The sequence below is a fragment of the Streptomyces sp. NPDC027189 genome, assembly GCF_055566975.1.
The window spans coordinates 393,607-405,498 of record NZ_JBVHRI010000001.1; the positions used below are offsets into that span (position 1 = coordinate 393,607).

An 11,892-nucleotide genomic window follows, 5' to 3' on the forward strand; every position below is an offset into this window, starting at 1 on the left:
CGCACATCGATGCGGTTGCGGCCCGGAGGCGAACCGAGCCCTGAAGAGGAGCAGCAGCGTTGGCCACTGGTACGGAACCCCAACTGAACAGCGGCGGCGTACGGTCCGCCGCGCGGGCCGCGATCACCGCCCCGCATCTGCGGACGGACCGCTGGTGGCTGGCGCCCGCCGCCACCGCGGCCGGGCTGCTGGCCTTCGTCGTCTACTCGACCTGGCGGGCCTTCGCGGACACGAACTACTATGCGGCGCCGTACGTCTCGCCGTTCTACTCGCCCTGTCTGGCCGAGCGGTGCGAGACCATGCACGCGGGCCCCAACGCGGACCTCTTCGGGAGCTGGTGGGCCATCTCCCCGGCCATCATCATCCTGATCTTCCCGCTGGGCTTCCGGCTGACCTGCTACTACTACCGCAAGGCCTACTACCGCGGTTTCTGGGCGTCGCCGCCGGCCTGCGCGGTCCCCGAGCCGCACAAGAAGTACACCGGTGAGACGCGCTTCCCGCTGATCCTGCAGAACATCCACCGGTACTTCTTCTACGCGGCCATCATCGTCGCCGGGATCCTCACGTACGACACCGTGCTGTCCTTCCGCGACGAGCACTACAACTGGGGCCACATGGGCCTGGGCACCGTGGTGTTCCTGGTCAACATCGTGCTGATCTGGTCGTACACCCTGTCCTGCCACTCCTGCCGGCACATCGTCGGCGGGAAGCTCAAGCACTTCTCCAAGCACCCCGTGCGCTACCGGATGTGGCAGTGGGTGGGGAAGCTCAATGCCCGTCACATGCTGCTCGCCTGGACATCGTTGGTGAGCGTGGCGCTCGCCGACTTCTACGTGTATCTGGTCGCGTCCGGCGCCTTCGACGATCCGAGGTTCTTCTGATGTCCGTGGTCGACCGGCAGGAGTGGGACGTTGTCGTGGTCGGCGCCGGGGGTGCCGGACTGCGCGCCGCCATCGAGGCGCGGGAGCGCGGCGCCCGTACGGCCGTGATCTGCAAGTCCCTGTTCGGCAAGGCGCACACCGTGATGGCCGAGGGCGGCATCGCGGCGGCGATGGCCAATGTCAACGAGCACGACAACTGGCAGGTCCACTTCCGCGACACCATGCGCGGCGGGAAGTTCCTCAACCAGTGGCGGATGGCCGAGCTGCACGCCCAGGAAGCGCCCGACCGGGTATGGGAGCTGGAGACCTGGGGCGCCCTCTTCGACCGTACGAAGGACGGGCGGATCTCGCAGCGCAACTTCGGCGGCCATGAGTATCCACGGCTCGCGCACGTCGGCGACCGGACGGGCCTGGAGCTCATCCGGACCCTGCAGCAGAAGATCGTGTCCCTCCAGCAGGAGGACATGAAGGAGACCGGGGACTACGAGAGCCGCCTGAAGGTGTACCAGGAGTGCACCGTCACCAGGATCCTCAAAGAGGGCAGCCGCGTCTCCGGGGCCTTCTGCTACGAGCGCGAATCGGGCCGTTTCTTCGTCCTCGAAGCGCCCTCCGTCGTGATCGCCACGGGCGGCATCGGCAAGTCCTTCAAGGTGACGTCGAACTCGTGGGAGTACACGGGCGACGGGCACGCACTCGCGCTCCTTGCCGGGGCGCCGCTGCTGAACATGGAGTTCGTGCAGTTCCACCCGACGGGCATGGTCTGGCCGCCGTCGGTGAAGGGCATCCTCGTCACCGAGTCGGTGCGCGGCGACGGCGGAGTGCTCCGGAACTCCGACGGCAAGCGGTTCATGTTCGACTACATCCCGGACGTCTTCAAGGAGAAGTACGCGCAGTCCGAGGAAGAGGGCGACCGCTGGTACGAGGACCCGGACAACAACCGCCGTCCCCCCGAGCTGCTGCCCCGGGACGAGGTCGCCCGGGCCATCAACTCCGAGGTGAAGGCCGGCCGCGGCTCCCCGCACGGCGGAGTCTTCCTCGATGTCTCGACCCGTATGCCCGCCGAGGTCATCCGGCGCCGGCTGCCGTCCATGTATCACCAGTTCAAGGAGCTGGCGGACGTCGACATCACCGCCGAGTCGATGGAGGTCGGCCCGACCTGCCACTACGTGATGGGCGGCATCGCGGTCGAGTCGGAAACGGCGGCGGCACGCGGCGTACCCGGCCTCTTCGCGGCCGGCGAGGTCGCCGGCGGCATGCACGGCTCCAACCGGCTCGGCGGCAACTCGCTCTCCGACCTGCTGGTGTTCGGGCGGCGGGCCGGGCTGCACGCGGCCGAGTACGCGGCGGGGCTCTCCGAGGACCGTCCCGCCGTCGACGAAACCCAGGTGGACACCGCCGCCGCCGAGGCGCTGCGCCCCTTCTCGGCCGAGGGACCCCAGCCCGGCGAGGAGAACGGGCGGCCACCCGAGAACCCGTACACCCTGCACCAGGAACTCCAGCAGACGATGAACGACCTGGTCGGCATCATCCGCCGCGAGGCCGAGATGGAGCAGGCCCTGGAGAAGCTCGCGGACCTGCGGGTACGGGCGCGGCGGGCGGGCGTGGAGGGCCACCGGCAGTTCAACCCCGGCTGGCACCTCGCCCTCGACCTGCGGAACATGCTCCTGGTCAGCGAGTGCGTGGCACGGGCCGCGCTGGAGCGCACGGAGTCCCGCGGCGGTCACACCCGCGAGGACCACCCGACGATGGACCGCGCGTGGCGCCCGGTCAACCTGCTGTGCCGGCTGACCGACCCGACGGGCGGATTGGCGGCGACCGACCCCGTAAGCGGCCAGATCGACCTCGTACGCGAGACCACCGAACCCATCCGCCCCGACCTGCTCGCCCTCTTCGAGAAGGAGGAGCTGGTCAAGTACCTCGCCGAAGAGGAGCTGTACGAGTGAGCAGCTATGAGGCCCGCTTCAAGGTGTGGCGCGGGGACGTCAAAGGCGGCGGCCTGGAGGACTTCAAGGTCGAGGTGAACGACGGTGAGGTGGTCCTGGACATCATCCACCGGCTCCAGGCGACCCAGGCCCCCGATCTGGCCGTGCGCTGGAACTGCAAGGCGGGCAAGTGCGGTTCGTGTTCGGCGGAGATCAACGGGCGGCCGCGGCTGATGTGCATGACGCGGATGTCGGTGTTCACGCCGGAGGAGACGATCACCGTCACACCGCTCCGCGCCTTCCCCGTCGTACGTGATCTCGTCACGGACGTCGGCTTCAACTACACGAAGGCGAGGGAGGTCCCGGCCTTCGTGCCCCCGGCAGGCCTCGGCCCCGGCGAGTACCGGATGCAGCAGGAGGACGTCGACCGCTCGCAGGAGTTCCGCAAGTGCATCGAGTGCTTCCTGTGCCAGGACACCTGCCATGTCGTCCGCGACCACGAGGAGAACAAACCGGCGTTCGCGGGCCCGCGCTTCCTGATGAGGGTGGCGGAGCTGGACATGCACCCGCTGGACGCGGCGGCGGAGTCCGGCCTGGACCGCAAGCGCACCGCCCAGGACGAACACGGCCTCGGCTACTGCAACATCACCAAGTGCTGCACGGAGGTCTGCCCGGAGGGCATCAAGATCACCGACAACGCCTTGATTCCCTTGAAGGAACGGGCGGTCGACCGCAAGTACGACCCGCTGGTGTGGCTGGGGTCGAAGATCAGGAGGCGGGAGACGTAGGGCCGGACGCGGGGCCGCCGGGGCGTCGGCGGTCGCGGGTCGCACGATGCATCACGGCGGCGCCGGTGATCATCCCGACACCGCCCACGAGGGTGACGGCGAACTGGACGGCGCCCGGACCCAGCACGGCCAGCGTCAGCGAGGGGAGCGCGACGGACCCCGTCAGCACCAGCGCCCCCTGTCCCCACAGCCGTCGCCGGACGACGGGGCGGCGCTCCCACCCCGGCACCCGGCCACCACGCGCGGCGGCGATCCCGACGGCGGCCGCCAGCCCCAGGACCACGCCCTCGGCCAGCCCGAGCATGAAGTGCCAGTCCGTCGTCATCGGATCGCGGGGTGGCCGGGGCGGCGGGCGAGCAGCTGCAGTGCCGAGCCCAGGAAGGACGCGAAGAGGCCGGCCCAGGCGAAGGGGTTGGGATGGGCGGTGGGGCCCTGGAACGGGCCGAGGAACAAGAACACGGCCATGCCGAGGGAGATCAGGACCGCGCCGGAGCCCCACAGCCTCGGCCGCAGTACGCGGCTTCGGCCGAAGGGCGGCACCCAGCCCGTGGTGATCGTCACGGTGCCGACGCCGACCAGAGCGACCAGAATCAGCAGGGCCACCACTGAGTACGTGTGCATCCGCCTCCCCCTCCCCCAGAGCATGCCTGCGCGGCACGCACCCAGATCATGGCACGCGGGGGTCCTGGGCCTCTAGAAGGGTGAGGGTCTGCCGGAGGTTGTGCTCGGCGATGGCCCGCATCGGCCCCGGCTCCGGGAAATCGCCGTCGAGCAGGCGCAGTGGGCCGGCGACCAAGGAGAGGTGCATCGCCAGGCGGTACAGGCGCAGCCGGTCCTCGTCGAGGCCGTCGGTGCGCAGGGCCTCGTAGTGGTCCTGGAAGCGCAGGCGCAGGAACACGTGCTCCCACTCGGCGTCGAAGTACATCAGGCCCTCGATGTCTATGAGCACCGGGTGACTGTCGGCGGTTACGAGGACGTGGTCCGGGCCGAGTTCGCCGTGGATGAGCGTGTGGTGACCGCGGGGCCGGATCGCGGCGGCGAGGGCGTGCACGCGGTCGTGCAGCGCCCCGCGTACGGCGGCGATCCGGCCGTCCCGTGCCGCGGCCTCCGCCAGGTCGGCCAGGGCGCGGTCCCGTACGACCTCCGCGCAGGAACTCCCGTACGAGACGCCGCCGTTGTCGACGAGGGCGACTTTTCCGAAGCCGGGGGCACGGTGGCGTCGCATGCGGTTCAGGGCCTCGGCCAGCTCCCGCAGGGGCTTCGCGCCCGCCCGGGGATCACGGCGCAACAGCTCTTCCAGGCTGCCGCCGCCCACGTACTCGACGACGGCCACGTCCGCCGGGAGGTGCGCGTGGGTGCGGTCGGCGAGGAGGAGGCGCGGGGTGCGGACACCGAGCGCCGTCAGCCGCTCGTACGAGGCCGTGTAGAGGTCGATTCCGGAGGCGTGGGAGAAGGGGTCGCGGTGGTCGGTGGGGCCCGAGGGATCCGCCGGGCCGATCGGGCCTGTCGGGACCGTCGGAGCCGTCGGAGCCGTCGGAGCCGTCGGAGCCGTCGGCCAGAAGTCCTCGTCCGGGGACCAGACGTACGCGATCGCCGTGGAACCGTCGTCGAAGGCGAGGCGGTAGACGCCCTTCTTGCTGCCCCCGCGGAGCCGCGTGGTCGCGATGAGGGTGCGGGCGGGACCCAGGGCGGCGCGGGCGAGCGGGGCCAGATCTTCGCGGGTGAGAGGCGTGCGGGAGCTGGTCACTGGACCCACCCTTGCCGATACGCCGTCCAGTCCGCTTCCGTGGCGGCGAAATCCACGTACAGCGCGACGCCGAACCGCTCACGGTGGCGATCGGTGCGGGAGAGGCCGAGACGGGTGCCGCGTACGGCGGCCGCGACGGTTTCCGCCGACCCGTGGTGACTCATGTCGTCCTCGTGGAAGAACGGCAGGCCCATCAGCAAGTCCGTCGACCTCGGGGTGACTTCGAGGGCGAGGGAGGTCTGCTGGGCGACGTAACCGCCGTACAGGCTCTCCAGAGGCAGTGCCGTGTCGTACGACATGAGGGCGATCTGGTCGACGCGGCGCGCGACCTGGCCGAAGTACGACTGGGACCACCACTTGGGGTGTCCCGTGAGGGTGCCGCGGAGGGAGTGGACCGCCGGGAGCGGGTCGATCTGGTGGGCGGCGACGGAGAGCGGGACGCCGCGGGCACGGGTGACCCGGTGCAGGTCGTCGAGGAGGGAGAGATAGTCGCGGTCGCCCGAATGGAGGGGCTCCAGGTCGAAGTGGACGCCGTCGAAGCCGGCCGCGAGAACCTGGCGGGCCGACCGCACGACGGCGTCCCGGGTCACCGCGCGCTCCAGCCGCAGCCCGACCGGTCCCTCACTGGCCAGCTCGTCCCCGAGCCATGCCTGCACCCGTACTTCGGACAGCTGCCGGTGCACGGCCGCGATCAGCCGACCGGCCCCCGGATACGCCGCCGCGGGCAGCGTCCCGTCGTGTTCCAACGGCCCCGCGTGCACATACAGATCCCTGATCCCGGTACTCCGCAGCCGCTCCGCCAGCGCCTCGACCTCCGCGTCCCCCTTCCGCCCGTCCACCCAGGCATGCCCCAGCCAGAGGGCGTCACGGTTTCTCGTCCGGGTGCCGGGGGCGGGGTCTCCCGCGTAGTTCACCCGGAGGGCGATTCCGGCGGCGAGGGACGGGAGGAGAAGGACGAGAAGCAGAGTGAGGGCGATGCGCTTGGGCCAGCGGAGGCGGGGGTTGCGCCAGGCCCGGACGATCCGTCGGGTCCGGGTGGGGGTGGCAGGGTACGGGGGCGCCCCGGGGGCGCCCGCCGGCTCCCCGGCGCCGGGCGCCGGGGTCCGGGCGTCGCCCGTCCGGACCTCTTCGTTCGTCGTGGTCGCTGGGGCCGTTCGGTGGTCGGCGGGCTTCGGCTCCTGCGGGGTCCGCGGTCGGGTCGGGCCCGCGTTCGTCGGGGTTTCGGCCTGCTCCCCGTGGGGCTCGACGGGTGGCGCCGGGCTCTGCGTGTGGTTCTCCGTTGCCGGTTCCGTCCCGCCCGTGTCCATCCCCGGTGCCCCTCCCGTACGCCCCCGTGTCCCCCGTACCTTAGGCGCCCCCGCCTCGGCGTACCCCGGTCGCGTCGGCGCGCAAGCGGTCATACGCTCCCAAATGTGACGTCGCCCCAGAGCCGCAACCGATCGCGCCGAGCCACGTCCCACATAGCCCTGCGGGTGGCGCATGTCGTGCTCGGGGGGCTGGTGGCGGTGGGGTGGTTAGTGCTGCCGCCGGCGACGGCGGGGGCCGGGGATGCGGAGACCGTGGCGCGGAGTGTGCCGGCCGCCGACGAGGTGGGCGCCGCCGGGCAGGCCGAGGGTGCTCCGGGTCAGGACGGGACGGCCACCGGGGATCTCGTACTGCCCCTCGTCGCGGTGGGCACCGCGGTGGTACTGGCGGCCTACGGGTACGCGCGGCGCAAGCGGCGGGCGAGGACGCGTACGACACCCGGCGGCGCCCCGCATGCCGTACCGCCGGTCCACGAACTGGACCTGCAGACCCGGCAGTTGCTGGTCGGCACCGACGACTGCGTCCGCACCAGCGCCGAGGAACTCGGCTGCGCCACCGCCCAGTTCGGCGACGAGCCGGTCAAGCCGTGCATGGAGGCACTGGCGTACGCGAAGTCCGAGCTGGCGGCCGCCTTCCGGCTGCGGCAGCGGCTCGACGAGGCGGCCCCGGAGGACAGCCGGAGCATGCTGGAGGAGATCGTCCTCCGCTGCACCGAGGCGGGGCGGCGGCTGGACTCGGAGGCGGCCGGGTTCGACCTGCTGCGCGCCCTGGAGCGCAACGCGGCGGCTCCTCTGGAGATCGCGGAGACCCGCTTCCGCGAACTCGCCACGCGCACCCCGGGCACGGAGACGACACTTGGCGACCTCCACAAGCGGTACGCCCCCTCCGCGTCCCTCCCGGTCGCCGGCCACGTCGAACAGGCCAAGGACCGGCTCGTGTTCGCCACCGTCCATCTCAACCAGGCGCGGCAGTCCCTCGACCGGGGAGACGCCGGGAAGGCGGCCGCGTATCTGCGCGCCGCGGAGGGGGCCGTCGACCAGGCGGCCGCCCTCGTGGACGGTGTAGAGCGCCTCGCGGCCGAACTGGCCTCGGCCGCCGAGCAGTTGCCCGCCGCGCTCGCCGGGGTGGAGGGCGACCTCGCGGAGGCCCGCGGCCTGCTGGCGACCGGGGGCGTCGGCCGGCTGCCCGGGCGGATCGCCCACGCCGAGTCACTTCTCGCCGGCGTGCGCCGGGAGACGACGGCCGGTCCGTACGACCCCCTGGACGCCCTTCGTCGCGTCGCCGAGGCGGGCACGGCTCTCGCCGAGGCGGGCGACGGCGGCCTTCCCGACGAGCGCGTGCGCGCCCTGCTCGGGCACTTTCTCCTCCCCGCCCGTAGCGCCGTTGCTCTCGCGGCGGATTTCGTCACGACGCATCGGGCGGCTGTGGGATGCGAGGCGCGGACGCGGCAGGCGCAGGCGGAGCGTCTCCTCGCCGGGCCGTCCCCCGGCCTCTCCGAGGTCCAGCGGGCCGATGGCCTCACCCGTCAGGCGCGGGAGTTCGCGGAGCGGGACGTACGGGCGTACGGGAATCCGTCCGGAGGCGACGAAGGTGTCGGGGTGGGTGGGGCCGTGCTGGGTGGCATCCTCCTGGGGCACGGTGGCGGGCCCGCGAGTTTCGGCGGGCCCCGCACGCGGGGGCGGCGGGCGACACCGGCCGGCTGACCCTGCGTCGGTACCGGCCTGGAGGTTTTCGCCCCCTCCGCCCCTGCCCGTCCCGCACCTGGGGCTGCGCCCCCAGACCCCCGCTAAAAGATTGCGCAGTTCCCCGCGCCCCTGAACAGGGGCGCGGGGAACTGCGCGACAAGCGAAAAAGCCACCCCGCGAACCCCCGTGCACCCCCGCTCTCAGAACAGACTGAGCAACGCCTCCGCCGGATCCGTCAACCCGGTCTCCCCGTCCGGCAACGGGAGTTCGAACCACACGGTCTTCCCCCGGGGGGTCCGTCGCGACCCCCAGGCCGCGGACAGCAGCCCCACGAGCTGCAACCCCCGACCGCCCTCGTCCGTGTCACGGGCCCGCCGCCGCCGCGGCTGGACGAGCCCCGCGTCCCAGACCTCGCAGACGAGTGTCCGGTCGAGAAGGAGCCGCAGCCGGATCTCGCCCTCGCCGTAGCGCAGCGCGTTGGTCACCAGCTCGCTGACCAGGAGCTCTGCCGTGTCGACGAGGGGCTCCAGGCCCCAGGACACCAGCTGCGTACGCGCGTACTCGCGGGCACGGCCCACGCTGCGCGGCTCGCGCGGCAGCGTCCAGTCGCCGACGGACTCGGCGGGCAGCCCCTGGACGCGTGCCATGAGCAACGCGATGTCGTCCTCGCCGTGGTGGGTGTCGAGGGTGTTGAGGACGTGGTCGCAGACGTCCTCCAGAGGGCTGGAGGGGTCGGTCAGGGCGCCGACGAAGGCTTGCAGGCCCTCGTCGAGAGGATGGTCGCGGGATTCGACCAGTCCATCCGTGTAGAGCGCCAACAGTGCGCCTTCGGGCAGTTCGACCTCCACCTCCTCGAAGGGCTCGCCGCCCACCCCGAGCGGCATCCCCGGCGGCACGTCGAGCATCAGCGCGCTCTCGCCGGGTTCGACCAGCACCGGGGGCAGATGGCCCGCGTTGGCGAAGGTGCACCGGCGCGTCACTGAGTCGTAGACGGCGTACACGCACGTCGCGAGGTACACCTCGGAGAGGTCGGCGTCGCGCGGCTGGCGGGCCGCGCGGGTGGCCTGCTGGACCCCGCCGGGCGTGCCGAGGCCCCGCGCGATCTCGTCCAACGCGGAGAGGACCTCGGCCGGTTCCAGATCCAGGAGTGCCAATGTTCTTACGGCGGTGCGGAGTTCACCCATCGCCACCGCGGCGCGCAGGCCGCGTCCCATCACGTCTCCCACCACCAACGCCGTGCGATGGCCGGGGAGTTCGATGACGTCGAACCAGTCGCCGCCGACCTCGGTCGCCGCGTTGCCCGGCAGGTAGCGGCAGGCAATGTCCAGGCCGGACGCCTCCGGGTCGCCCGGCGGGAGGAGGGACCGTTGCAGAATCAGCGCGCGCTCGTGCTCACGGCGGTACAGCCGCGCGTTGTCGATGCAGACGGCGGCGCGCGCGGCCAACTCCACCGCGAGCGACCGGTCGCGCTCCCCGAACGGCTCGCTGCCCTTCGTACGGGAGAACTGGGCGAGGCCGACGACGGTGTCGTGGGCGACCATCGGGACCGCGAGCGTGGACTGGATGAGGCCGCCGTCCTCGGCGGGGATGTGCTGGGGGCGCGCGGTGCGCAGGGCGTCCGCGCAGAGCGAGTTGAAGGGGTAGTGGTGGACCGCGCCCACCGCCACGGGTGCCGGTCCGCCGGCGAAGGGCGCGTCGGATACGGCGCTGGCGAAGGCGACCCGGCGGAGTTCGGCGCTGCCGTCGGCCAGGCCCGGCGGGGTCTCGTCGCCGGCCAACAGGCCCTGATACAGATCCACCGTCGCCAGATCGCAGAAGCCGGGGACCACGACGTCGAGGAGTTCGCGTGCGGTGGTCTCCAGGTCGAGGGAGTTGCCTATGCGGGCGCCGGCCTCGTTCAGAAGGGCGAGATTGCGCCGGGCTGCGGCCGCTTCGCGGGCGGCGGCGCGACGGGCCGTGATGTCGGTTCCGAGCCAGGCGATGCCGATGGGGCGCCCGCTGCCGCTGTGCACGCGGTAGAGGTTGACGGACCAGTGGCGGCGCTCGTCGGAGCCGGGCACATGGCCGGTGACGTGCATGTCCGTGATGGAGTCGCCGGTTTCCAGGACGCGCCGCAGGGTCGCGGCGACGCGCTCGGCCTCGGCGCGCGGCAGATAGTCGTGGACGCCCTTCCCGCGGTGGTCGTCCACGGTGCCGCCGAAGGTCGAGGCGAACCGCTGGTTGGCGCGCCGGACCCGCAGGTCGGCGTCGATCAGCAGGAAGCCGAACGGAGATTGGCCGAAAATCGCCTGCGAGGCGGCGAGGTCCGTCTCGATGCTGCGCAGGGTGCGGACGTCCACGACGATGCATACGGCGGCCCGCTCGCCGTCCTCCGTAGTGGTGGGCATCACATAGACCTCGGCGAGCCCCTCGGCGACCTCGCCGCCGTCGCCAGGGGCGGGCATCCGGAACGGGACCACGCCGGTCCACTCCCGGCCGTCCAGGATCTCGGCCATCTTGCGCTGACCGAAGTCACGTCGGTCGGGGGCGACGAAGGCCTCGATGGGGTCCATGCCGACGGCCCGCTCGGAGGAGATGCCGAAGAGCTGCTCGGCCCGCAGGCTCCACTGGTCGACGAGCCCGTCGGCGCCTATGGAGAACGAGGCGACCTTGATGTAGTCGTAGATCGAACCGGGCGGACTGCTCTGCCACATCGCGTCGCCCGCACCCTCGCCGGGCATCATGCGCGCGGAATCGCCCGCGGCATCAGTCCTCGCGCCGCCCGACGGGTCCTCGGACTCCGTGGCCTTCGCTGGTATCTCGCTCACGCGAACCGTCCCCTCCAGCTCACCGCATCCGGCACCGGTCACCGGGGGCGGCTGCCCGCAGTATCCAGCACTACGGCGCCGCACAACACGGTGTTCACGATCACAGCACGGTCCCGATGGTTTTTGGACCGGCCGCGACATACTCCCAGTCTTCTAACCAGGTGACGCCCCATCGAATCAAAGAGTCCGGTCAGCACCAGTGGCCTGAACCAGTCGGTCGCACGATCCCCCCGGCCGACGCGCCGTCAACCGGGCACCGCCAGCTCGAACCAGACCGTCTTTCCGGTGCCCCCGGGGCGGGTCCCCCAGCGCCGGGACGAGCTGGCCACGAGCTGGAGTCCACGGCCGCTCTCGTCGTCCACGTCGGCGGTCCGTTCGCGGGGCGGATCCGGCAGCGGGTCGGAGACCTCCACCAGCAGGGCGCCGGGCACCCCGACGGGACGCACCAGCCGTACGCCGATGGGGCCGGTGGCATGCCGCAGGGAGTTCGTCACCAGCTCGCTGACCAGCAGCGCGGCGATGTCACCGAGGGAATCCAGCTCCCAGGAGCGCAACTGGCCCCGGACGACGGCGCGGGCGGTACGGACGGCACCGGGTTCCGCGGGAAAAGTCCACTCGGCACAGTCGCCTTCGGTGTCGATCAAGCCGATCACTTCCCAGGCCAGGAACCCACACATGTCCGGTTTCGTGGGGTTAATGGGCACATACCCGATATCCACGAAGCCTTACCGCACACGAAGGCGCACTATGGCACGAA

10 protein-coding genes are annotated in these 11,892 nt (G+C 71.6%); 4 read left to right on the forward strand and 6 right to left on the reverse strand.

Features of this window, described 5'->3' with window-relative positions; genetic code table 11:
* The first annotated feature begins 59 nt into the window (after window positions 1-59).
* Genes ACZ4RZ_RS01800 through ACZ4RZ_RS01810 form a run of 3 tightly spaced genes read left to right on the forward strand, consistent with a single transcriptional unit; the run spans window position 60 to window position 3,591 of the window.
* Entirely contained in the window at window positions 60-881 is an 822-nt protein-coding gene (locus tag ACZ4RZ_RS01800) for a hypothetical protein (protein ID WP_467741022.1), read from the forward strand.
* Window positions 881-2,824, forward strand: coding sequence for a fumarate reductase/succinate dehydrogenase flavoprotein subunit (locus ACZ4RZ_RS01805; RefSeq protein ID WP_467741024.1), 1,944 nt, complete (start codon window positions 881-883; stop codon window positions 2,822-2,824). Before ACZ4RZ_RS01800 ends, ACZ4RZ_RS01805 begins: the two co-directional genes overlap by 1 nt.
* The gene (locus tag ACZ4RZ_RS01810) at window positions 2,821-3,591 is read left to right on the forward strand and encodes a succinate dehydrogenase/fumarate reductase iron-sulfur subunit (RefSeq protein WP_399087271.1); all 771 of its coding nucleotides are present in this window, start codon (window positions 2,821-2,823) and stop codon (window positions 3,589-3,591) included. The genes ACZ4RZ_RS01805 and ACZ4RZ_RS01810 overlap by 4 nt, the downstream gene beginning before the upstream one ends.
* On the opposite strand, the gene ACZ4RZ_RS01815 is transcribed toward ACZ4RZ_RS01810, so the two are convergent.
* Genes ACZ4RZ_RS01815 through ACZ4RZ_RS01830 form a run of 4 tightly spaced genes read right to left on the reverse strand, consistent with a single transcriptional unit; the run spans window position 3,572 to window position 6,645 of the window.
* Complete coding sequence (locus ACZ4RZ_RS01815; protein WP_467741025.1) at window positions 3,572-3,916, reverse strand: hypothetical protein; 345 nt, start codon at window positions 3,914-3,916, stop codon at window positions 3,572-3,574. The genes ACZ4RZ_RS01810 and ACZ4RZ_RS01815 overlap by 20 nt on opposite strands.
* On the reverse strand, window positions 3,913-4,212 hold the full coding sequence (locus tag ACZ4RZ_RS01820; protein WP_467741026.1) for a hypothetical protein: 300 nt from the start codon (window positions 4,210-4,212) through the stop codon (window positions 3,913-3,915). Before ACZ4RZ_RS01820 ends, ACZ4RZ_RS01815 begins: the two co-directional genes overlap by 4 nt.
* A gap of 46 nt (window positions 4,213-4,258) precedes the next feature.
* Window positions 4,259-5,338, reverse strand: coding sequence for a phosphotransferase family protein (locus ACZ4RZ_RS01825; RefSeq protein WP_467741027.1), 1,080 nt, complete (start codon window positions 5,336-5,338; stop codon window positions 4,259-4,261).
* Complete coding sequence (locus ACZ4RZ_RS01830; RefSeq protein ID WP_467741029.1) at window positions 5,335-6,645, reverse strand: glycoside hydrolase family 18 protein; 1,311 nt, start codon at window positions 6,643-6,645, stop codon at window positions 5,335-5,337. Before ACZ4RZ_RS01830 ends, ACZ4RZ_RS01825 begins: the two co-directional genes overlap by 4 nt.
* A 105-nt stretch (window positions 6,646-6,750) precedes the next feature.
* Between ACZ4RZ_RS01830 and ACZ4RZ_RS01835 the strand changes: the two genes are divergently transcribed.
* Entirely contained in the window at window positions 6,751-8,346 is a 1,596-nt protein-coding gene (locus tag ACZ4RZ_RS01835) for a hypothetical protein (protein WP_467741030.1), read from the forward strand.
* A 182-nt stretch (window positions 8,347-8,528) separates the two neighbouring features.
* Here the strand turns inward: ACZ4RZ_RS01835 and ACZ4RZ_RS01840 are convergent, their stop codons facing one another.
* Entirely contained in the window at window positions 8,529-11,135 is a 2,607-nt protein-coding gene (locus ACZ4RZ_RS01840; protein ID WP_467741032.1) for a SpoIIE family protein phosphatase, read from the reverse strand.
* 245 nt (window positions 11,136-11,380) lie between these two features.
* Window positions 11,381-11,812 carry an ATP-binding protein gene (locus ACZ4RZ_RS01845; RefSeq protein ID WP_467741034.1) on the reverse strand — a complete coding sequence of 144 codons (432 nt, stop codon included), beginning with the start codon at window positions 11,810-11,812 and terminating at the stop codon, window positions 11,381-11,383.
* Window positions 11,813-11,892: the final 80 nt, after the last annotated feature.

Coding starts and splice junctions, on each gene's coding strand:
- ACZ4RZ_RS01805 (WP_467741024.1), top strand. CDS start 881: ATGTCCGTGGTCGACCGGCAGGAGTGGGACGTTGTCGTGGTCGGCGCC.
- ACZ4RZ_RS01815 (WP_467741025.1), bottom strand. CDS start 3,916: ATGACGACGGACTGGCACTTCATGCTCGGGCTGGCCGAGGGCGTGGTC.
- ACZ4RZ_RS01830 (WP_467741029.1), bottom strand. CDS start 6,645: ATGGACACGGGCGGGACGGAACCGGCAACGGAGAACCACACGCAGAGC.
- ACZ4RZ_RS01820 (WP_467741026.1), bottom strand. CDS start 4,212: ATGCACACGTACTCAGTGGTGGCCCTGCTGATTCTGGTCGCTCTGGTC.
- ACZ4RZ_RS01845 (WP_467741034.1), bottom strand. CDS start 11,812: ATGTGTGGGTTCCTGGCCTGGGAAGTGATCGGCTTGATCGACACCGAA.